A 20,547-nucleotide genomic window follows, 5' to 3' on the forward strand; every position below is an offset into this window, starting at 1 on the left:
CCGGCCCTCCGCGCGGTTAGCGGGTGATCTTGACGTCGTCCACGCCGGCCTCCACCAGGGAGGCGCCCGAGGCGTCGGCGGCGTCGATGAGGATGCGGACCGTCTGGCCCGCGAACGCGTTCAGGCTGGCCGTGGCCGTGGTCCAGGCGCCGTTGCGGTTGGACGCGGCGCCCGCCTGGTTCAGGACCGTCGTGGTGGTGGTGCCGACCACGCGGACGCGGAAGTAGTCGGCGCTGGAGGCGTTCGAGCCGTGCGCCAGGTACCACGAGAACGACAGGTTCAGCGGGCCCGTGGACGGAAGCGTGATCGGGGGCGACTGGATCGAGGTGATGCCGCCGTCGATGTCGAAGTCACCGGCGGCCGAGCCTGCCAGGCGGCCCGTGACCAGGTCGTTCGTGCCGCTGACCGTGGTGCCGAGCTGCTTGGCGCCGCTGGAGTTGGTGTCCTCGGGGTCGCCGCGCTCCCACTGGCCGGTGGTGGCGGTGTCGGTGCTCGACGGGTTGACCGTCCAGCCGTTGGCCGTCTCGAACGTGTCCTGCCAGACCACGGCGGGTGGTACGGCGGTGGCGATCGTCCACACCGAGTACGCGATCGCGTCGGCGTTCCGGTCGAGCGCGGTGTCGTTGATGTTGGAAGTGGTGTCGCACGAGCGGTGGTAGCAGGCGTCGAACGCCTGACCGGCGGTGCCGCCCCACAGCGTGGCCTGGGCCGAGCTCTTGATGCCCTCCGCGCCCGTGAACGTGCCGCCCGCCGGGATGCCGACCGCGATGAACGGGCCGTAGTCGGAGCGGCCGTCGAAGTCGGTGCCCCGGGTCGGCACGCCGATCGACGTGAAGTAGTCCTGGATGACCTTCTCCAGCTCCGCGGATCCGGCCGGGCCGGGACCGGAGCCGGTGCCGTCCGAGTTGTCGCCGTCGTACACGAAGTATCCGGGGTTCGGGGAGCCGACCATGTCGAAGTTCAGGTACCCCTTGATCCGCGCCCGGTCCGCGGCCGGCAGGTTGTTCACGTAGAACTGCGACCCGCGCAGCCCCAGCTCCTCCGCGCCCCACCAGGCGAAGCGCAGATGCTTGGCCGGCTGGAGCGCCTGGCGCGACACTTCGAGCGCGGTCTCCAGGATGGACGCGCTGCCCGAGCCGTTGTCGTTGATGCCGGGACCCGCGGTGACGCTGTCGAGGTGCGCGCCGACCATGAGGATGTCGTTGGGGTCCCCGCCGGGCCAGTCGGCGATGACGTTGTAGCCGGTGGCGCCGTTGTAGGTGAACGACTGGAGCGTGGTGGTGAAGCCGGCGGCGTCCAGCTGGCCGCGTACGTAGTTCGCGGAGGCCAGGTAACCCGGGCGGCCGTGTGCGCGGTTGCCGCCGTTGGCGGTGGCGATGGACTGGAGCTGGGTGAGGTGGGCCTTGACGTTGGTGAGGGAGATGTTCGGGGCTGCTGCGGCCTGCGCCGGCACGGCCGTCAGGGCGGTGATGGCCAGGGATAACGCTGTTGCCGCGACGATGATCGATCGCATTGCGGCGCCTCCATCCGAGGGTCGAGGGTGGAAGATCCCGAGATGGTGCTCGTTGGAACCGGTGGTGCCGTGGTGCCGTGGTGCCGTGGTGCCGTGGTGCGAAGGTTCGATGGTGCGGTGGTGCCAAAGTGCCGTGGTGCCTAGGTGGTGCCCGGGTGGGCAGGGGTGCTGCCCACCCGGTGTGGAGCCGTCAGGCGGCCGTCTTGGCGGCCAGGGGCGCCGCCGCGGGGGCGGTTCGCGGCGGGATGGAGCGCAGGTTGAAGGCGAAGCGGGCGACGGAGTCCGCGATCGCGTCCAGGTCCACGTCCAGCGCGGTGTCGTTGATGTTGGCGGTCGTGTCGCACGCCTGGTGGTAGCAGGCGTCGTACGCGACCCCCGCCGTGCCACCGAACTTCGCCGCCTCCTCGGGCGTCTTGATGCCCTCGGCGCCCGTGAAGATCCCGCCCGCCGGGATGCCGACGTCGATGAACGGGCCGTAGTCGGAGCGCCCGTCGAAGTCGGTGCCGACGGTGGGCAGGTTGCGCGAGCCGTAGAAGGCCTCGAGCTGCTTCTCGATCCGGTCGGATCCGGGCGGCCCGGCCGGGGAGCCCTCGTTGTCGGAGTTGTCCCCGTCATACAGCTTGTACGCGTAGTTGGGCGAGGCCACCATGTCGAAGTTCAGGTAGACCCGGATCCGGTCGCGCTGCGTCTCCGACAGCGACGCGACGTACTGGTCGGACCCGAGCAGCCCGATCTCCTCACCCGCCCAGAAGCCGAAGCGGACCTTGTTCTTGACCGGGTAGAGCGCCATCTCCTCGGCGACCTCCAGGATGGAGGCGGAGCCCGAGCCGTTGTCGTTGATGCCGGGACCGGCGGGCACGCTGTCGAGGTGGGCGCCGACCATCACCACGTTGCGCGGGTCGCCGAAGCGGGACTCGGCGATCACGTTGTCGTTGGTGCCCAGCACGAGGGTGGAGTCGACCTTGAGCCGTACGGTCGCCCCGGCCGTGGCCGCCAGCTCGTTGCCGACCGCGAAGTCGGCGAAGACCATCGGGACCCCGGCCCGCCACTCGCCGATGTCGAGCGGGAAGGCGTCGGTCCGGCCCGGCTGGCCCTCGTTGAACACGATGATCCCGGACGCCCCGGCGCGGCCCGCGTTGCGGATCTTCAGGGCGAAGGCGCACGTGCCGCGCTGGATGAGCGCGATCCGCCCGGCTACGAACCCGGCGAAGTCGGACGCTTCGCAGCCGCTGGTCGAGGTGGGCGTCGGGGTCGGCGGCAGGGTCAGGTCCACGGCCTGGACCTGCGCGGTCACGTCACCGGCGGGGGAGGGCTCGAAGGAGAAGAAGTCGTCGTTAGGCACGTACGTCTTCGAGCCCGGCGCGGTGAGGTTGAGCGTGGGCGGGGAGTTCTCGGTCCAGCTCTCGACGAAGTTGATCGGCTGGAGCGTGACCTTGTATCCGGCCTTGCGTAGTTTGCCCGCCACGTAGTCGCGGGAGGCGTTGTAGCCGGGGGTGCCCGCGGCGCGGGTGCCGCCGTTGGCGTCGGCGATCGCCTGCAGAGCGTCGAGGTGCTTCTTGGCGTTCGGGCCCTTCACCTGCTTGACGAGCAACTTGGCGAAGAGGTCGTCAAGGCCGCCGGCGTTGGCCGGGGTGGTCAGAGCCAGTGGTAGGGCCAGTGCGGTGATCAGTGCGATGGCGATTCGACGCATAAGGGTTCCCCTGGTGGACGAATTCGATGATTCCCCCGAGCCGCCACGTGAACGTAACCCGGCGGAGGATCACTGAGAAGGCCCACTAGTGCGTCAATATCCGGACATATCCGGTTGGTTCACTCGGCCCGGCGGGCACGGGCTCGCCGAGGGTCACTCGGCGCGGCGGGCGCGGGCGCGCCGCTTGCCCTCGTGCATCGCCTGTACGCGGGCGACCGGGATCGTGTGCCCCTCCTCGACCAGGTCGGCGGGCAGCCGCTGCGGCTCGGGCATGGACTCGGCCCACGGGTCCGCGTCCTTGAGCAGCCCGGCCGCCGTGTGCACGGTGAAGTCGGCGGGCACCACCTGATCGAGCGACTCCCACGCCACGGGGAACGACACGGGCGTGCCGGGGCGTACGCGAGGGCTGTAGGCGGCCGCCACCGTGGCCCCGCCCGCCCTGGTCGAGTCGATGAACACCTTGCCCGCGCGGTCCTCGCGGATGAACGCCGTGGTGGCCAGCGCCGGGTCCACCCGCTCGGCCCGGGCCGCCAGCGCGCGCGTGGCCGCGGCCAGGTCCTCCACGCCCGTCCCCTCGGCCACGGGCACGAACACGTGCACGCCCTTCGCCCCGCTGGTCTTCACCGCGCCCGCCAGCCCGGCGTCGTCCAGCGCCTGGCGCACCAGGAAGGCCCCGCGCACGGCCAGCTCGAAGGCGTCGCTGCCGTCGGGAGGGTCGAGGTCGAGGATCATGTGGGTGGGATGGGAGCCCACGAACAGCCCGGGGTGGTACTCCACCGCCCGCTGGTTGGCGAACCAGAGCAGCGTCCTGCGGTCGTTGCACAGCGCGTACGTCACCTGCCTGCGCGACGCCTCGGCCCACACGGAGACCGACTGCACCCATTCGGGGGCGTACTTGGGCAGGTTCTTCTGCATGAACGGCTCCTGCCCCGGCCGCACGCGGATGACCGAGAGCGCCCGGTCGCGCAGGACCGGGATGATCCGGTCGCCGACCGCGTCGAGGTAGTCGACCAGGTCGCGCTTGGTCGCGCCGGCCCCGTCGAACAGGGGCTGGTCGAGGTTGGTGAGCGCCACCCCGTCACGTGTCTCATCGCCGGCCACCCGCCCTACGATGCCCATGACGTGTGTCCGAGGTCAACAACTGGAGCCCGATGACTCGCTACCTCTACCTCACCCGCCACGGCGAGGCCACGCCGGACGAGACCGGCCTGACCGCGAACGGCCGCCGCCAGGCCGCGCTGCTCGGCGAGCGGCTGAAGGACGTCCCCCTCTCCGCCGTCCACCACGGCCCGCTCCCGAGGGCCGCCCAGACCGCGCGCCTGATCGCCGAGCACCTTCCCGGCGTGCCCGTGCGCGTCTCGGAGGCGGCCGGGGACTACCTCCCGTACGTGCCGGCGAAGGAAGAACTTCCCCCGGAGCACGCGGACCGGTTGCTCGGCTTCCTCGCCAACTTCCCGGCGGACGGCGGCGCGCGGCTCGTCCGCCAGGCCGAGGAGCTCTTCACAGGTCCGGTGGAGGAGACGCGCCACGAGCTCGTCGTCACGCACAACTTCCTGATCGGCTGGCTCGTCCGCGCCGCCCTGGACGCCCCCGGCTGGCGCTGGCTCGGCCTCAACCACTGCAACGCCGCCCTGACCGTCATCCGGTACGCGTCCGACCGCCCGTCCTCCGTGCTCTTCTTCAACGACATGGCGCACCTGCCGCCCGAGCTCAGGTGGACCGGATTCCCGCCAGAGCTGCGCCTGTAGCTCCTCGCAGGCTGGGCAGCGCGGCCGGCCGCCCGCTGATCAGCAGGAGCAACGCCTGTACGGGCCCCTCGACCACGTCCCCTTCGCCCACCGACCAGTCCACGTCCGTGGCCACGAGCCGCAGCCCGCGCAGGCGGCGCTGCGGATGGAAGGGGAAGCCGCGCTCCCAGATGTGCACGGCGCAGGCGCGGGCCGCCTCCAGCGGCATGGCCCGGTCGAGGCCGAGCGGCACGGCGATGTCCTGCGCGTGGACCAGCACGTCGAAGAGCGGGTCGAGCGGCTTGGTCGTCGGCGCCCGGCGGTGCGAGGTGGCCGACTCGCGCACCTGAGCGACGAGCTCGCCGACCGGCAGCCTGGCGTGACGTGCCGCCGTGTCGCGGACGAAACGATCGAAGCTCCCACGGGCCCGGACGAAGTCCACCAGCGCCCGCGGGACGTTCACGTTGGTGGCGAGCGCGAGGTGGGCGGCCACGTCGCGGACCCGCCAGCCCTCGCAGAGCGACGGCCGCTCCCAGTCGTCGGCGGGCAGCGAGCCGAGCAGGTCGGCCACGCCGCGCCGCTCGATCTCGAGGGCGGCCCAGATCTCTTCCTGGTTCATCGCACCCTCCCATTGCTAAGGTGGCCTTAATATAAGGCTTCCTGAGCGATTGGAGAAGGGGTTTGGCCGCCACACATCCACCGCACGTCATAGCCCTGCTGTACGAGGCGTACCTGCGCCTGCAGGACGTCGTGCTCGACGTCGGCAGGACGTACGACGCCCGCATCCGGCCCGCGCACTCGGCGGTGTTCTTCCACATGGAGCACGACGGCATCCGGCTGAGCAGGCTCGCGGAGAAGGCGCAGATGACCCCGCAGGCGATGGGGGCGCTGGTCGACGACCTGGAGGAGCTGGGCTACCTGCGCCGGGTGCCCGACCCGGCCGACCGCCGCGCCAAGCTCATCGAGTTCACCGAGCGCGGCGACGAGGCGCTGAGGGTCGGCTACACCGCGATCGACGACGTCGAACGACGCCTCGCGGCCCTGCTCGGCGAGGACGGCCTCGCCGAGCTGAACACCACGCTGAGCCGCGTCATCGACGCGTTCTAGGGAGCCGCCTTGGCCATCGTCTCCCGCTCCTCGCGGGTGGGGATCAGCCCGGCGGGCGCGAGGATCTTCGACTCCTCGAACGGCGCCTCCGTGGTCGGCAGCGGCTCACGCGACCTGACCGCCTTCACCCACACGCGCAGCGCGTCGAGGATCACGATGATGATCAGGACCGCGAACAGCGCCGCCAGGATCCCGTCCACGGTGGAGTTGAGCACGACCTGCTCCATCGCGTCCCGGGTCTTGGCCGGCGCGAGCAGCTTCCCCTGGTCCAGCGCCGTCTGGTACCGGTCGCGCTGGGCGAAGAAGCCGAGCGTGGGGTCAGGGGAGAACACCTTCTGGTAGCTGGCCGTCAGCGTGACGGCCACGTCCCAGGCCAGCGGTACCCCCGTCACCCAGGCCCACTTCAGCCGGCCGCTCTTGATCAGCAACGTCGTGGCGACCGTGAGCGCCACGGCCGCGAGCAGCTGGTTGGCGATGCCGAAGAGCGGGAACAGCTGGTTGATGCCGCCCAGCGGGTCGTTGACGCCCACGTACAGGAAGTATCCCCAGGCCGCCACGACGACGGCGCTGGCCGCCACCAGCCCCGGCCACCAGCTCACCCTGGAGATGGGCTTCCACAGGTTGCCCAGCGTGTCCTGCAGCATGAACCGCCCCACCCGGGTGCCCGCGTCGACCGTCGTGAGGATGAACAGCGCCTCGAACATGATCGCGAAGTGGTACCAGAACGCCTGCAGCCCCGCCCCGCCGATGAACCCGGAGAAGATCTGCGAGATCCCCACCGCCAGCGTGGGCGCGCCGCCCGTCCGGGCGATCAGGGTCTGCTCCTGTACGGCCGCCGCCGCGGCCTGCAACTGCTCCGGCGTGATCACGAAGCCCATGTCGGTGACCGCCTGCGAGGCGCTCTGCACGGTGGCCCCGACGACGCCGGCCGGGGAGTTCATCGCGAAGTAGAGGCCGGGGGTCAGCACGCAGGCCGCGGTGATGGCCATGACGGCCACGAACGACTCCATCAGCATGGAGCCGTACCCGATCATCCGGACCTGGGTCTCCTTCTGGATCATCTTGGGCGTCGTGCCGGATGAGATCAGCGAGTGGAACCCCGACAGCGCGCCGCACGCGATGATGATGAACACGAACGGGAACAGCGACCCGGCGAACACCGGGCCCTTGCCGCTGAACGCGAAGTCCGTGAAAGCCGTCGTCCTCAGTGTGGGCATCGTGACGGCGATCCCGATCGCGATCAGCACGATGGTGCCGATCTTCATGAAGGTCGAGAGATAGTCGCGCGGCGCGAGCAGCATCCAGACGGGCAACACCGCGGCGACGAACCCGTACGCGATGAGCCACAGCGCCAGTGCGGACGGGCTCAGCGTGAAGAACGGCGCCCAGCTCGACTCCTGCACCCAGCCGCCGGCCACGATCGACAGCAGCAGCAGCGCGACCCCGATCACGGTGGTCTCGACGACCCTGCCCGGCCTGAGCACCCGCAGGTAGAAGCCCATGAACAGGGCGATCGGGATGGTCATGGCGATGGAGAAGACGCCCCACGGCGACTTGGCCAGGGCGTTGACCACGACCAGGGCCAGCACGGCGAGCAAGATGATCATGATGGCGAAGACCGCGACGAGCGCCGCCACCCCGCCGATCGGCCCGATCTCCTCGCGGGCCATCTGGCCGAGGCTGCGACCGTTGCGCCGCATGGAGAAGAACAGGATCACCATGTCCTGCACGGCCCCCGCGAAGATCACTCCCGCGACGATCCAGATGGTGCCCGGGAGATAGCCCATCTGGGCCGCCAGCACGGGCCCCACCAGCGGCCCCGCCCCGGCGATGGCCGCGAAGTGGTGGCCGAACAGGATCCGGCGGTCGGTCGGCTGGTAGTCGATGCCGTTGTCGAGCCGCTCGGCCGGGGTGGCCCTGCGGTCGTCCGCGCCCAGCACCCTGCGGACGATGAAACGGGCATAGAACCGGTAGGCGATGGCGTACGAACCGAGCGCGGCGGCCAGCAGCCAGACCGCGTTGACGTTCTCCCCTCTGGACAGGGCCAGCACGGCCCACCCCACGGCCCCGACGAGCGCGACCGCCGTCCAGATGATGATGGAACGTAACTTCACCGGTTACCTCCCATATGTGAAGGGCCATACAGAGGTCGCCCCAGGCAGCAGCGCAGTCCGGCGTCCGGCGGCAGATCGGTCGTGAAACGCCGCCAGCGCCACAGCGGGCGGTAGTCGATCGTGACGGGGAGTTCGGCGAGATGCACCCAGGCGGTCGGATGGGCGTAGACCTTCCCGTCCTCGTCGCCGAGCCGACGCGCTCGCCGGGGGAGCCGGGAGCGTGATAACGGCCGGACCGAGAACTCACCCGCGTCGGCGCAGCAGAGGCCGGTCACGTGCCAGTCGAAGAACACCACTTCGTCGTCGCGCAGTGCTTCACGGGCGGCCGGCGTGAGCGTGACACGGGGCATCTGTGGCTCCTGAAGACCAGGTAGCTCAGAAATTACCGACGGCCTTACCCGCTGCCACCGCTCCCGAAACGTCGCCCGGCGTCCACATCCCGCCGTACACCCTTGGGAGGAGGCCTTCAGGGTGAAGGCCTCCTCCGTGGGTCAGGGCTACTTCCAGGGGTTGAAGTAGGCCACCGTGCCGAAGTCGATATCCATCGAGTCCGCGCTCCCAGCCGTGGCCGTGGCCCCGGTGACGAAGATGCGGATGCCGGCCGCCGCGTCCACCGCCAGCGCGTGCGAGCGGTCCTGCGCTCCCGCCGCCCCGTCGTAGAGCCCCGTCCACACCTCCTGCCCCGTGGCCGAGTCGTACGCGACCGTCACGTAGTCACTCCCGCCGACACCATCCTCGGAGTCGGAGCTCTCACCGGTGATGACGACCCTGGAGCCGTCCGGGGTGGCGGCGACGTCCCAGGCGTAGTCCTCGCCCTTCCCCTGCCCGTCGCGGCGCTGCACCCACGCCCGCTGACCCGTGCCCGGGTCGTAGGCGACCGTGGTGAAGTCGGAACGCGTGCCTTCCCCCTCCGTGTTGCCGGTCACGTACAGCCTGCCGGCGGCGAGGGTGATGGCGTGCGGGGTGTCGCTGCCGTGCGCCGGCCCGTCGTAGCGGTCCGTCCAGAGCTCCTTGCCGGTGGCGACGTCGTAGGCGACCGTGGCGAGGTCGGTCTGCGTGCCCCGGCCTTCGCTGGACCCGGTGACGTAGACGGACTTGTCGTCGACGGCCATGCCGGAGGGGATGTCCATCCCGTTCGCGGGGCCGTTGTGCCGGGCGGCCCAGAGCTGTTCGCCGGTGGCCGTGTTGAACGCCACGGTGCCCCAGTCGGAGAAGCCCGTGCCGGAGACGCCCTGGCTCTGGCCGGTGACGAAGAGCTTGGACCCGTCCGGGGTCACCTCGATCTCCCGGGCGTCGTCGGTGCCGCCCCCGGGCCCGTCATAGTGCTGCAGCCAGGTGCGCTCCCCGTTGTCGGCGTTGTACGCGACGATGAAGTAGTCGTCCTTGCCGCCCTCGGCCAGCGTGCTCATGCCGGTGGCGTAGACGCTCTTCCCGTCGGGGCTGACCGCGACCCCGTTGGCGAAGTCCGACAGGTTGCCCGGCCCGGTGTGCCGGGCGACCCAGAGCTCCGCGCCCGAGGCGGTGTCGTACGCGATGGTGACGGCGTCGTTGCCGGTGTCGGTGCCCGCGCTGATGCCGGTGACGAAGAGCTTGCTCCCGTCGGGGCTCATCACGATCGCCGCCGGCTCGTCGTACGTCCCCGCGGGGCCCTTGTAACCCTTGCTCCACAGTTGCGCGCCGGTGGCCGCGTCGTAGGCGACGGTGGCGATGCTCGGGCTGAGCGCGCCGGGGGACGTTCCGAAGCTGGCGCCCGTCACGTACACCTGCTTGCCCTTGGGGTCGAGCGCGATGAACTCGGCGGAGTCGGCGCCGCCCGCGGCCCCGTACGTGGCCGACCAGGTCTCGGGCACCGGCCGTACGAGGACGGGCACGCGTACGCTGTGCCGCCCCTCCTTCCACGTGAGCTGCCCGCCCGTGTAGGCGTTCATCGGGGCCGTGGTCCGCGTGAACGTCACCGTGAACGACTTCGTCTGCCCCGGCCGCACCGTGAGCCGGCTCGGCGTCACCTTGGCCGTGATCCCGGCCAGACCGGAGGTGGAGGCCGTGTACGTGGCGGTCGAGCGGCCGACGTTGGTCACCGAGCGCGTCACGGTCTGCGTGCCGGGCAGCCGGCCGACCGAGATCGACGGGCCGTTGAAGTCACTGGGGTCCAGTGAGTACCCCCGCTTCTTCAGCGCGTCGCACACCTTCCGGTCGATGCCCGTGGTCGTCCCGCAGAGGAACGCCGTCCAGTCCTTCACCCCGCTGTCGTAGACGAGCCCGGGGTCGGCGGCGCTGTTCGGGGCGACGTGGCCGGCGCCCTGACCGAAGATCACCTTCGGGTCGGTGCCGGGCCCGTCCAGGACGTCGGTGCCGCTGGTCATCAGGGCCGACTTGACGGCCATCGGCGACCAGTCCGGGTGCAGGTCCTTCAGCAGCGCGGCGAGCCCGGCGACGTGCGGGGCGGACATGGACGTCCCGCTGGACAGCCCGAACTCGGCCCCGTTGTTGCCCGGCGGCGCCGTCGCGGCCAGGATGTCCTGCCCGGGAGCGGTCAGGTCGGGCTTGAGCAGGTCACCGCCGCCCGCGCTGAGCGGGCCCCGGGAGGAGAAGGCGGCCAGGTACGGCGCCGGGACGTCGTCGCTGATCTTCGCCTGGTCGATCGTGGCCGTCGCGCCGCTCGTGGCGGCGTAGTCCTTGACCGCCTGCCGGTCCTTCACCGCGAGGTGCACGGTGGGGATGGAGTGGAAGTCGGCGTTGAGGGAGTTCTCGTCGACGTTCACGAGTACCGTGCCGACGCCGCCCGCCTCGGCCACGGCCAGGCTCTTGTCGACGCGCGGCGTCACGCCGCGGTCGCAGATGACGATCTTGCCCTTCACCTTGGCCGGGTCGAGCACCGGTTTGCCGTCGTTGTTCCTGGCCGCGTAGCACTGGGCCACCATGGTGGGGTCGGCGCCGGGCAGTCCCACGGCCGTGGAGTCGACGAGCGGCGCCGGGCCGGCCTTGGTCGCCGCCAGCGAGGCCCCGCCGTACGTCGTGCCGTTCCCGAGCGTCGCCGACCCCTGCGTGCCGCGGTTGTGCGTGCCCGCCGCGACCGTGGTCACCCACGGGGAGGGGTGGTTGACGGTGGAGGCGGCGGGGCCGTCGTTGCCGGCGGAGGCGGAGACGAAGATGCCGGCCTGCGCGGCCGCCAGGAACGCCATCTCCGCCGGGTCGAGGAAGTCCGTGCTCGTGCCCGAGACCGAGTAGTTGATGACGTCCACGCCGTCCGCGACCGCCTGGTCGATGGCAGCGACGAGGTCGGAGTAGTAGCCGTTGGCCGTCGAGGAGTCCTGCGCCGACCAGAGCGCCTTGTAGACGGCCACCCGCGCGCGTGGCGCCATGCCGCTGATCGCGCCGAACGCCGCCGCCGGCCCGGTCGCGGGCACGGCGTGGTTGCCGGCCGCCGTCGAGGCCGTGTGCGTGCCGTGCCCGTTGTAGTCGACCGGCGAGGTGAACTCCCACGGCAGCAGTTCCTTCACGGCGGCGTCGCCGCCCCAGGCCGCGTCGAAGTGCCGCGCCGCGACCACCTTGCCGTTGCACACCGCCGGGCTCGTCTGCGGGCACGCGCCGTGGAAGCCGCGGATCGGCTTGTACGGCTTGCCGCTGCCGTCAGGGTTGGCGAAGCTCTTGCTGGACGGTGTGACACCGGTGTCGATCACGCCGATGACCAGGCCGTCGCCGGCGCCCTTGCCGTGCCGGCCGCCGGTGGGGCCGCCGAGCTGGTCCCAGAGGCCGCCGCGGGCGTCGAGGCCCAGGAAGTGCGGCGTCGAGGACGTCTGGACCGTCACCTTCCTGTCCTCCGTCACGGCCACGACGTCGGGCATCGCCCGCAGCTCCCTGGCCTGCGAGCCGGTCAGCTTGGCCGCGAAGCCGCCGTACGAGTACACGTACTCGTAGAGCTTCCTGCCGCCGCCGACCTTCTTGAGCGCGGCGTCGTGCCGGCCGCGCAGGTGGTCCACGTACTTGGTCACGTCGGCCGAGCCCGGGTCGATCTTCTCGCCCTGCGCGGGTTTGGTGGTGGACAGCCCGGCCACGTCGCCCTCGTACGTGGCGACGGGGTCCGCCGCCATCTGCACGATGTAGGTCTTCTGCTCTTCGGGCGCGGTCTCGGCCTCGGCCGCTCCCGGCCAGGCCACCGCGATCAGCGCGGTCGCCGCTACGAGTAAGCGGCGGCCACGCGTAGGTTCGGACAGGTCCATCGTCGCCCCTCTGTACATCGCCCGCTGATCACGCGGAACGATCGCCGAGGCTAATGAGGACGGCTGGGGGGCGGCATCCGTACCGAATACGGATTTTTGGGCGGCACCTATCGCAAGAGGGAGATCAGGTAGCCTGTTTTCCTCTGATATATCGCCATTAGGGCAGGTAGGGGGTGGCCGCATGCCCCGCCTCGCCCCCTCAGGTTCCCTCTCCGATGTGCTCATCGGGCGCCGCTCCGAGCTGGCCCTCCTCCGTACCGTCATCGCCGCCCCGCCCTCGCTCGCGCTCGTCGAGGGGGAGGCGGGCATCGGGAAGAGCCGCCTGGTGGGGGAACTGCTGTCCGCGTCCGGGGCGCGCCGGCTCGTGGGGCAGTGCGAGCAGCTCCAGGAGCCCCTGCCGCTCTCTCCGCTGCTCGACGCCTTCCGCCTGGCGGCCGACCTCACCGCGTCCCGGCCGGTCAGCCCGGTGGTGGGAGCGCTCGTGCCACTCCTTCCCGAGCTCGCCGAGCGCCTGCCGCCGCCGCTGGCCCCGTTACCGGACCAGCGGGCCGAGCGGCACCGGGTGTTCAGGGCGGCCGTGGCCCTGCTCGACCACCTGAGCCCGCTGGTGCTCGTCCTGGAGGACGTGCACTGGGCAGACGGCGGCACGCACGACTTCCTGGCCTTCCTCGCCGCCCACCAGCCGAGCGACGTCTCGGTGATCCTCACCGTCCGCACCGGGTCGGGGGCGCTGCCGATCCGTGAGGCCCTCGCCCGCGCGCCGTCCGGGCCGGCGCGGGTGGTCAGCCTGACCCCGCTGAGCCCGCCCGAGGTGGAGGAGCTCGCGCGGAGCATCCTCAAGGCCGAGCTCCCCGGCACGTTCGCGGCCCTGCTCTACGAGAAGACCGGGGGCATCCCGTTCGTCGTGGAGGAGGTGCTCCGCACGCTGCTGGAGCGCCTGCCCGCCGATGAGATCCCCGGCCGCCCCGACGTCCTGTCCGCCCTGGCCGTCCCGACGGTGCTGCGTGACGTCGTGCTGCAGCGCCTGTCCTCCCTCGACGGCGCCGCTCGGGAGATCCTCGGGGCCGCCGCGGTCATCGGCACGACGCCCGACGACCGGACGCTCGCGGAGGTCACGGGCCGCGGCCCCCTGGAGATCGCCAAGGCCCTCGCGTCGGCGCAGGCCGTGGGGCTGCTGCACGAGGAGGACGGGCGGTCCCGGTTCAGGCACGCGCTGGCGCGGCAGATCGTGTACGAGTCCGTGACCGCGCCGGAGCGGCGGTGGCTGCATCTCAGGACCGCGCAGGCCCTGGAGACCGGGCCGGGTCCCAGGCCGGTGGCCCGGCTGGCCCACCATTTCCGGCTCGCGGGGCGTACCGAGGAGTTCGTGTCGAACGCGGAGGCCGCCGCCGGCACCGCCCTGTCCCACGGGAACGACGCCACAGCGGCCCGCTTCCTGCTCCAGGCGCTGGAGGTCGGCTCGTTGCCCCGGGAGACGCGGGTACGGCTGGCCGTCAAGCTGGGCCGGGTGGCGGTGGACGGCCTGGCCCACGCGGAGGCCGTACCCATGCTCGAACGCCTCCTCGCCACCGAGCCGCTGCCCGCCCATCTGCGCGGCGAGCTGCGCTTCGCGCTCGGCCGGCTGCTGCGCCAGCAGGGGGAGGCGCGGGCCGGCCACCTGCAGATCGAGCGCGCGGTCGGCGACCTCGGCGACCGGCCCGCGCTGCTGGGGCGGGCGCTGGCCGTGCTCGCCGCGCCCGAGACCGTCGTGGACCGGCACGTGAGCGAGCACACCGCGAGGTGCGACGAGGCCGAGGAGGCCGCCCGCCGCAGCGGCGACCCCGACGTGGACATCGCGGTACGCATCGCGCGGGCGTCCCTGCTGCTGGAGCAGGGGCACCCGGGGAGCGGGCGGCTCATCGACGACCTGCTGCGCGACGACCGGCTCCGTGGCGTGCCCCGGGAACACGCCCGCGCCTGCCTCAACTGGGCCCAGGGCGCGCTGCACATCGGATGCCTGGAGCGCGCCGAGGCTCTGCTGGCGGAGGGGCGCCGGGTGGCCGACCAGGCCGAGTACCTGCGGGTCGCGGAGGTCGTGGAGCTGGTGACGGCCGCGGTCGACCGGGCGGCGGGGCGCTGGGACGGCCTGGAGGCCCGGGTCCGCCGCCTGGGCGGCGCGCCCGGCTGGACCGCCTCCCCGGGCGCCGGGACGACCGCCTCCCCGGGCGCGGGGACGGCCGCTTTCCCGGCCGCGTCGATGGAGGCGGGGCTGCTGCTCGGCGCGCTGCTGGCGGCGACGGGTCCGGCCGAGGAGGCCGTGGCGTGCCTGGGCGAGGTGATCGCCATCGCCGAACGGGCCGGCGCCGTCTGGCCGCTCATCCCCGCCAAGATGACGCTCTCCCGCCTCCTGCTGACCCTGGACGACGTCGCCGGCGCCGCCGCGCACGCCACCGCCGCGCTCTCCCTCGTACGGGCCAAGGGGAACTGGGTGTGGGGTGCGGAGACCGTCCTGTGCCTGGTGGACGCGCTCGGCAGGACGGCCGGGACCGTGGAGCTCGTGGACGAGCTGGGCGCCGGCCTCGAAGGCGCCGACGCCCCGATCGCGCGGGCGGCGCTCCTGACCGCCCGCGCCGTCGTCTCCCAGGACCCGCCGGAGGCCGACGAACTGCTTGACGGGGCGCGTACCACCCTCCAGGAGGCCGGGCTGCGCTACGAGGAGGCCCAGGCGGCCGAGCGCCTGGGCCGATGGCGCTGCGAACGCGGCACGGGCGACGGCGGGCCCCTGCTCGAAGCGGCGCTGCGCCTGTACGCGGCGATGGGGGCCGACCGGGACCTCGCCCGGATCAGCCGGATCATGCGCCAGAACGGCGTGCCGATCCCTTATCCGTGGCGGGGCGGACGGCCGTCCCACGGGCAGACGCTGTCGTCGCGGGAACGGGAGGTGGCGCTGCTGGCGGCGGAGGGGAAGACGAACCAGGAGATCGCCACCGAGCTGTTCCTGTCGAGGCGGACGGTGGAGAGCCACATCTCCAGCGCCCTGCGCAAGCTGGGCCTCCCGTCGCGCAGAGAGCTGCGGGCCCAAGGCGGTCTCGCCGATCCGTAGCGGCTCAGTCGACCAGGCGGCGCTCCCAGGCCCAGGCGACGATCTCGACCCGGTTGCGCAGGCCGAGCTTGGTCATGATGCCGGACACGTGGCCTTTGACGGTGCTCAGCGAGATGAAGAGCTCGGCGGCGATCTCCTGGTTGGTACGGCCCCTGGCGACCGCCCGGACGACCTCGAACTCCCGGTCCGACAGCGGTTGCGCGGGCGCATGGGTGACCGGGGCGGCGGTGGCCGTGAGGTGGCGCAGCAGCCGGAGGGTGAGCGAGGGGGAGATCAGGGCGTCCCCGGCGTTCGCGGCCCGGACCGCCTCGACGAGCAGGTCGGGGCCGACGTCCTTCAGCACGAAGCCGGTCGCCCCGCCGCGCAGGGCTCCGTGGACGTACTCGTCGAGGTCGAAGGTGGTGACGACGACCACCCGCAGCGGGTCGGCGACCTCCGGCCCCGCCAGGGCCCGCGTGACCTCGATGCCGTCGAGGCCGGGCATCTGGATGTCCACGAGGCACACGTCGGGGCGCAGCCGGCGGGCCAGGGCGACCGCCTCGGCGCCGTCGGCGGCCTCGGCGACGACCCTGATGCCGGGCTGGTCCTCCAGGATGAGGCGCAGGCAGTCACGGATCATCGCCTGGTCGTCGGCCAGCATGACGGTGATGTCCGCGGCGCTCATGGGTGCTCCCGCGCCGGGACCGGGAGGGCGGCGACCACGGACCATCCGGCGCCGGGGCGCGGGCCCGCGCGCAGCGTCCCGCCGAGGGCCTCGACGCGTTCGCGCATCCCGACCAGGCCGTACCCGCCGGATCCGCCATATCCGGAGCGTCGGAGCCGCCGGGCCGGGACGGGAGGGGCGTCGTCCGCGACCTCGACGGTGACCGAGTTCGGGGCTCGCGTGACGGTGACGGTGACCGAGCGGGCCTGCGGGGCGTGGCGGGAGACGTTGGTCAGCGACTCCTGCACGATCCGGTAGACGGTGGTGGCCACCTCGGGCGGCCAGAGCGAGGTGTCCTCCCCCTCGGGGAGCCGCAGCCGTACGGCGGGTCCGTGGCCGCCGAAGCGCCTGACCAGCTCGTCGAGGCCGTCGAGGGAGGGCAGGCCCCGGGCCGGGTCGCGGAGCAGGCCGACGACGCGGCGGGTGGCCGCCAGGGCGTCGGAGCCGGCCGTCTCGATGTCCGCCAGCGAGGTCGCCAGCCGCTCCGGCTGCTTGTGCGCGAGCAACCGCGCGGTCTGCGCCTGGAGCACGACGCACGTGACGTGGTGGGCGACGACGTCGTGCAGCTCCCTGGCCAGCTCCATGCGCTCGCCACGGCGTACGCGCTCCTCGACGGCCCGGCGGCGGTTGGCCAGCAGCCGCGGCCACAGCCCGGCCACGACGGCGCCCGCCCAGCCCACGGCGCTCATCGTCCCCACGGCCGCCTGGGAGCCGGCGGCGAAGGCCCCCGCCACCACCACGAGCCCGCCACCGGCGACGGCGCAGGCCGGACGGGGCGCAAGCACCCGGACGGCGGACCCGACGAGGACGGACAGCCCGAAGGTCACGCCGGGACCGGGCTCGGTGGGCAGGTGGGTGGCCCGGGCGACCACGATGGCGGCCGCCGCGACGCCCATCCCCGCGAACGCCGTCCACAACCGGCTCCGCCGGCGGACGAGCGCGAGCGCGCAGACCGCCGCCCCGGCGGTGCACCCGGACACCCAGTACGCGCCACCCCAGCTCGCGCCGATCCGGTAGCCGTAGAAGGCGAGCACCGCCGCGGACACCGCGCCGATCACCACGTCGGCCGCGATCCCGGCCCGCCACTCCAGCACCCGCACACCGCCCAGGCTAGGAGCCGCCGCCCGCCCGCCGCACCGGCCGAAAGTACGGTCATGCGGCTCCGCACCCAACAAGTAGGAGTCACCGATCGCGATGGGACTTCACCGGCGATCGGCCAGACAGCAGACTGTCCCTGCGGCCATCGTCGGCTCTCCGCGAAACGTGAAGCGTGGCTCTTTCGCGGGAGCGTTCATGCGATGGCCGTCACCATTGCGGACATGACACCCGCAAACCGGCGAGGTCATCCGGCCCGGGGTCGAATCTGCACGTCCCGGGAGGACAGCACGCCTGCCGGCGGAGAAAAATCCGTACCCGCTTCGACGATCGATCACTCCTGATCATGAACGGCTTGCCATCATGTGCTCACACATAGCAAGGGCCCCCGGCCGCCTGGGCCGGGATCCCTTCCGACCGCAGCGAAGGTAGGTGTGCGTGAACGTAGAGGCGGAGATCCTCGACCTGAAGCTCCGGGTGGAAGCTCTCGAAGCGGCCCTGCGCTCCAACGCCCGGTACGACGACATCATCCCCGCCCAGGCCGGCCCCTACCGGTCCGAGCTGCCGGCCCTCGTCGCGCAGGTGTCGATCGGCGTGGCCGAGCTGAGGGCCGAGATGGCGGACATCCGCACCGAGGTGAGCCAGGACTTCGAGGCTCTGATCGTGGAGGTCGCCGGGGTCCGCGTGCAGATGACCGAGAACTACAAGGCCATTCATTCGGACCTGCTCGGGAAGATCGACTCGCTGCGCTGCGAGATGATCGACCTCGGCCTCAGGCTCGACCGGCTGACGGAGACGGGCGGAGCCTGAGACCGCCGGGGGTCGGGGATCAGGCCCCGAGGTCGTCGGCCAGCCGGCTCAGGTAGGTCGCGAACTGCCGCCGGTCGCGCTCGTCCCAGGAGGCGGTCAGCTCCTCGAAGGCCCGGCGCTGCCACTGCCTGGCCCCGGCCAGCAGCGCGTGCCCGCTGTCCGTGAGCCGCAGGGAGGCGCGGCGCCGGTCGCGCTCGGAGGTGTCGCGGGCGAGGTAGCCCGCCTCGACGGCGTCCCTGACCATGCGGCTGGCGCCCGAATGATCGAGGCCGAGCTGGTGCGCCACGGTGCCGACCGTGGGCGGCTCGGGCGCCTCCCCGCCGGCGCGCGCGTTCGTGTGCACGGCCTCCACCGCCAGGATGTGCTGCACGTGACGCGGCTCGCCGGTCAGCTCTTCCGACGCCCGCCCGGCCCACCGGCGGGACCAGAAGCGCACCAGGTGGAACAGCGCCGGTCCGCCGTCGGCCTCCTCGCTCATGCCCTCACCCTACGGCAGGTTGCATGCGATACGCACGTATGATTATGTGCGTTTCACATACATCTTCTCCGGAAGGGATGCCGTCATGGCCATCGTCATGAACCACCTGATCGTCCCCGCCGCCGACCGCGAGGCGGCGGCGGCGTTCTTCGCCGGCCTGCTGGGGCTGCGGGTCGGCCCGCCCGCCGGGCCGTTCGCGCCCGTCAGCGTCAACGACGACCTCACGCTCGACTTCGACGACCGCCGCGCGCCCCAGTCCGGCCACTACGCCTTCCTGGTGGACGACGACACCTTCGACGCGCTCATGGAGCGGCTCGAGAGGGACCCGGCGATCGACTACGGCTCCGGGCCGATGAACGGCTGGGACCGCGAGATCAACCATCTGGCGGGCGGCCGCGGCGTGTACGTGCGCGACCCCAACGGCCACAGCTACGAGCTGTTCACCGCCGAACCAGAAGATCACTGAGCCATCGGTCTGCGGGGTCGCCGCAGGTGGGCAAAGCATGATTTAGGCGGTAAATCCAGCGAAGCGGTGAGAAGGGAAAACTGCCATCATCTGGCCCCCTCCGTGGCTAGAGTGATGATTCCAATATCGGCGGGATATTCCCTGGTATCCGCAGCGCGAGGAGTCGCGGGTGAATCACCGCGTGACCGACGAGGCCATGGTCCGAGCCCTGTACCGCGAATACGGCGCCCCCCTGATGGCCTTCGCCGTCCGGCTGACGGGTGGCGATCGGCGCTGGGCCGAGGACGTCGTGCAGGAGACCCTGGTACGCGCCTGGCGCAACCTCCCCGACCTGCGTACCGACTCCGGCTCCCTGATGCCCTGGCTGGCGACCGTCGCCCGCCGCGTGGTCATCGACAACCGGCGCCGCTCCGGCTCGCGCCCGCTCGACACCGTCGAGGACGTCCCGGAACGTCTCAACTCGGTGGCCGCGGAGGACGAGCAGCTGTTACGCGAGATCGTCGTGACCGACGCGATGATGTCGCTCTCACCGGCCCATCGGCAGGTGCTCACGGAGACGTTCCTCCTGGACCGCACGGTCCAGGAGGCGGCGGAGATCATCGGGGTGCCCGTGGGCACCGTGAAGTCCCGCGTGTACTACGCCATGCGCGCATTACGCGTGGCGCTGGAGGAAAGGGGGGTGACGCTGCCATGACGTGGGAGGCGCGTCACGATGAGAGCCACACCGAAAGGGGGGTGACGTTGCCATGACGAGGGAGGCGCGTCACTACGGAAGCCACCGCGAAAGGGGGGGTGACGCGCTCATGTCGGAGATGCGTCACGCAGCAAGCGGGGTGACGCTCTCATGACCGAGGTGCGTCACGAAGACGTGGCCGCGTACGCGCTCGGCCTGCTCCGCGGGGAGGAGAAGGCCGATTTCGAGCGCCACCTGAGGGGCTGCCCGAGCTGCGCGGAGGAGGCCGGGGCGTTCGCCGCGATGGGGGAGCTGATCAAGACCGTCCACCCGGACGACCTCCTGCCCAGCCCGCCCGACCCCGAGGTCGAATCACTCCTGGTGCGCCGCGCCGCCACCGAACGCCGCCGCCGGAGCCTGCACCGCACGTTCATGTCCGCCGCCGCCTGCGTGCTCGTCGCGGCCGGCGTCTTCCTCGCCGTCAGCTCGGTCACCAGCGGCCCCAACCCCGACAGCGTCCACAGCCCGGCCCGCGCGCTCCTCATGACCGGCCACACCTACTCCGCCACCGACAAGAGCACCGGCGTGTCCGCTCTCGTCGGGCTGGAGGACAAGGGCTGGGGCAGCCACGTCGCGCTGGAGCTCAAGGGCGTCAAGGGCCCGCTGCAGTGCCGCCTCGTGGCGGTGGGCAACGACGGCCGCTCCGAGGTGGTGGCGAGCTGGGGCGTGCCCGACAAGGGGTACGGCGTGCCCGGAGCCCCCGACCCCCTGCTGCTGCACGGCGGTACCAGCCTCCCGGAGTCCGAGCTGAACCACTTCACGGTCGAGACCTTCGACGGCAGGAGCCTGGCCACGATCCCGGTGTGAGC

Annotated in this window: 17 protein-coding genes; 7 read left to right on the plus strand and 10 right to left on the minus strand. The window is 71.9% G+C overall.

The annotated features are described in order from the left end of the window. Positions 1–16: 16 nt before the first annotated feature. From AB0J87_RS00535 to AB0J87_RS00545, 3 genes are all read right to left on the minus strand, one after another. On the minus strand, positions 17–1,513 hold the full coding sequence (locus AB0J87_RS00535) for a M28 family metallopeptidase (protein WP_363962015.1): 1,497 nt from the start codon (positions 1,511–1,513) through the stop codon (positions 17–19). A gap of 190 nt (positions 1,514–1,703) precedes the next feature. Next, on the minus strand, positions 1,704–3,203 hold the full coding sequence (locus AB0J87_RS00540) for a M28 family metallopeptidase (protein WP_363962017.1): 1,500 nt from the start codon (positions 3,201–3,203) through the stop codon (positions 1,704–1,706). A gap of 153 nt (positions 3,204–3,356) precedes the next feature. Then, the gene (locus tag AB0J87_RS00545) at positions 3,357–4,304 is read right to left on the minus strand and encodes an ATP-dependent DNA ligase (RefSeq protein ID WP_350733134.1); all 948 of its coding nucleotides are present in this window, start codon (positions 4,302–4,304) and stop codon (positions 3,357–3,359) included. Between the two features lie 50 nt (positions 4,305–4,354). On the opposite strand from AB0J87_RS00545, the gene AB0J87_RS00550 reads away from it, so the two are divergent. Then, positions 4,355–4,951: a histidine phosphatase family protein gene (locus AB0J87_RS00550; RefSeq protein ID WP_350733136.1), complete on the plus strand. Its 597-nt coding sequence runs from the start codon at positions 4,355–4,357 to the stop codon at positions 4,949–4,951. On the opposite strand, the gene AB0J87_RS00555 is transcribed toward AB0J87_RS00550, so the two are convergent. Then, positions 4,914–5,549 (minus strand): maleylpyruvate isomerase family mycothiol-dependent enzyme, encoded by a 636-nt coding sequence (locus AB0J87_RS00555; RefSeq protein ID WP_363962020.1) that lies wholly within the window; start codon positions 5,547–5,549, stop codon positions 4,914–4,916. The two genes, AB0J87_RS00550 and AB0J87_RS00555, sit on opposite strands and share 38 nt — an antisense overlap. A gap of 62 nt (positions 5,550–5,611) precedes the next feature. Here AB0J87_RS00555 and AB0J87_RS00560 point away from each other — a divergent pair, with 62 nt between their 5' ends. Continuing rightward, positions 5,612–6,037: a MarR family transcriptional regulator gene (locus AB0J87_RS00560; RefSeq protein ID WP_363962022.1), complete on the plus strand. Its 426-nt coding sequence runs from the start codon at positions 5,612–5,614 to the stop codon at positions 6,035–6,037. Here AB0J87_RS00560 and AB0J87_RS00565 read toward each other — a convergent pair. From AB0J87_RS00565 to AB0J87_RS00575, 3 genes are all read right to left on the minus strand, one after another. Then, positions 6,034–8,151 carry a carbon starvation CstA family protein gene (locus AB0J87_RS00565; RefSeq protein ID WP_363962024.1) on the minus strand — a complete coding sequence of 706 codons (2,118 nt, stop codon included), beginning with the start codon at positions 8,149–8,151 and terminating at the stop codon, positions 6,034–6,036. The two genes, AB0J87_RS00560 and AB0J87_RS00565, sit on opposite strands and share 4 nt — an antisense overlap. Continuing rightward, positions 8,148–8,501: a hypothetical protein gene (locus AB0J87_RS00570; RefSeq protein WP_363962026.1), complete on the minus strand. Its 354-nt coding sequence runs from the start codon at positions 8,499–8,501 to the stop codon at positions 8,148–8,150. The genes AB0J87_RS00565 and AB0J87_RS00570 overlap by 4 nt, the downstream gene beginning before the upstream one ends. Before the next feature lie 147 nt (positions 8,502–8,648). After that, positions 8,649–12,371: a S8 family serine peptidase gene (locus tag AB0J87_RS00575; RefSeq protein ID WP_363962028.1), complete on the minus strand. Its 3,723-nt coding sequence runs from the start codon at positions 12,369–12,371 to the stop codon at positions 8,649–8,651. A gap of 181 nt (positions 12,372–12,552) precedes the next feature. On the opposite strand from AB0J87_RS00575, the gene AB0J87_RS00580 reads away from it, so the two are divergent. Further along, complete coding sequence (locus tag AB0J87_RS00580; protein WP_363962030.1) at positions 12,553–15,453, plus strand: AAA family ATPase; 2,901 nt, start codon at positions 12,553–12,555, stop codon at positions 15,451–15,453. Positions 15,454–15,457: 4 nt separating this feature from the next. Here AB0J87_RS00580 and AB0J87_RS00585 read toward each other — a convergent pair whose 3' ends face one another. After that, positions 15,458–16,117 (minus strand): response regulator transcription factor, encoded by a 660-nt coding sequence (locus tag AB0J87_RS00585; protein ID WP_363962032.1) that lies wholly within the window; start codon positions 16,115–16,117, stop codon positions 15,458–15,460. Continuing rightward, on the minus strand, positions 16,114–17,256 hold the full coding sequence (locus AB0J87_RS00590; protein WP_363962034.1) for a histidine kinase: 1,143 nt from the start codon (positions 17,254–17,256) through the stop codon (positions 16,114–16,116). The genes AB0J87_RS00585 and AB0J87_RS00590 overlap by 4 nt, the downstream gene beginning before the upstream one ends. Positions 17,257–17,689: 433 nt before the next feature. Between AB0J87_RS00590 and AB0J87_RS00595 the strand changes: the two genes are divergently transcribed. Continuing rightward, positions 17,690–18,061: a hypothetical protein gene (locus tag AB0J87_RS00595; RefSeq protein ID WP_355204218.1), complete on the plus strand. Its 372-nt coding sequence runs from the start codon at positions 17,690–17,692 to the stop codon at positions 18,059–18,061. 19 nt (positions 18,062–18,080) lie between these two features. Here AB0J87_RS00595 and AB0J87_RS00600 read toward each other — a convergent pair whose 3' ends face one another. Further along, positions 18,081–18,539 carry a MarR family transcriptional regulator gene (locus AB0J87_RS00600; RefSeq protein ID WP_363962037.1) on the minus strand — a complete coding sequence of 153 codons (459 nt, stop codon included), beginning with the start codon at positions 18,537–18,539 and terminating at the stop codon, positions 18,081–18,083. An 85-nt stretch (positions 18,540–18,624) separates the two neighbouring features. Between AB0J87_RS00600 and AB0J87_RS00605 the strand changes: the two genes are divergently transcribed. The 3 genes from AB0J87_RS00605 (at position 18,625) to AB0J87_RS00615 (ending at position 20,545) form a co-directional block, all read left to right on the plus strand. Next, positions 18,625–19,005 carry a VOC family protein gene (locus AB0J87_RS00605; protein WP_363962039.1) on the plus strand — a complete coding sequence of 127 codons (381 nt, stop codon included), beginning with the start codon at positions 18,625–18,627 and terminating at the stop codon, positions 19,003–19,005. 169 nt (positions 19,006–19,174) lie between these two features. Continuing rightward, complete coding sequence (locus AB0J87_RS00610; protein ID WP_350733159.1) at positions 19,175–19,699, plus strand: sigma-70 family RNA polymerase sigma factor; 525 nt, start codon at positions 19,175–19,177, stop codon at positions 19,697–19,699. 150 nt (positions 19,700–19,849) lie between these two features. Next, on the plus strand, positions 19,850–20,545 hold the full coding sequence (locus tag AB0J87_RS00615; RefSeq protein ID WP_363962042.1) for a zf-HC2 domain-containing protein: 696 nt from the start codon (positions 19,850–19,852) through the stop codon (positions 20,543–20,545). Positions 20,546–20,547 lie beyond the last annotated feature (2 nt).

This window comes from Nonomuraea sp. NPDC049625, from assembly GCF_040675285.1.
In the GTDB taxonomy this organism is placed as follows: domain Bacteria; phylum Actinomycetota; class Actinomycetes; order Streptosporangiales; family Streptosporangiaceae; genus Nonomuraea; species Nonomuraea angiospora_A.

Coding starts and splice junctions, on each gene's coding strand:
- AB0J87_RS00605 (WP_363962039.1), top strand. CDS start 18,625: ATGGCCATCGTCATGAACCACCTGATCGTCCCCGCCGCCGACCGCGAG.
- AB0J87_RS00555 (WP_363962020.1), bottom strand. CDS start 5,549: ATGAACCAGGAAGAGATCTGGGCCGCCCTCGAGATCGAGCGGCGCGGC.
- AB0J87_RS00550 (WP_350733136.1), top strand. CDS start 4,355: ATGACTCGCTACCTCTACCTCACCCGCCACGGCGAGGCCACGCCGGAC.
- AB0J87_RS00540 (WP_363962017.1), bottom strand. CDS start 3,203: ATGCGTCGAATCGCCATCGCACTGATCACCGCACTGGCCCTACCACTG.
- AB0J87_RS00570 (WP_363962026.1), bottom strand. CDS start 8,501: ATGCCCCGTGTCACGCTCACGCCGGCCGCCCGTGAAGCACTGCGCGAC.
- AB0J87_RS00580 (WP_363962030.1), top strand. CDS start 12,553: ATGCCCCGCCTCGCCCCCTCAGGTTCCCTCTCCGATGTGCTCATCGGG.
- AB0J87_RS00575 (WP_363962028.1), bottom strand. CDS start 12,371: ATGGACCTGTCCGAACCTACGCGTGGCCGCCGCTTACTCGTAGCGGCG.
- AB0J87_RS00615 (WP_363962042.1), top strand. CDS start 19,850: ATGACCGAGGTGCGTCACGAAGACGTGGCCGCGTACGCGCTCGGCCTG.
- AB0J87_RS00535 (WP_363962015.1), bottom strand. CDS start 1,513: ATGCGATCGATCATCGTCGCGGCAACAGCGTTATCCCTGGCCATCACC.
- AB0J87_RS00585 (WP_363962032.1), bottom strand. CDS start 16,117: ATGAGCGCCGCGGACATCACCGTCATGCTGGCCGACGACCAGGCGATG.
- AB0J87_RS00600 (WP_363962037.1), bottom strand. CDS start 18,539: ATGAGCGAGGAGGCCGACGGCGGACCGGCGCTGTTCCACCTGGTGCGC.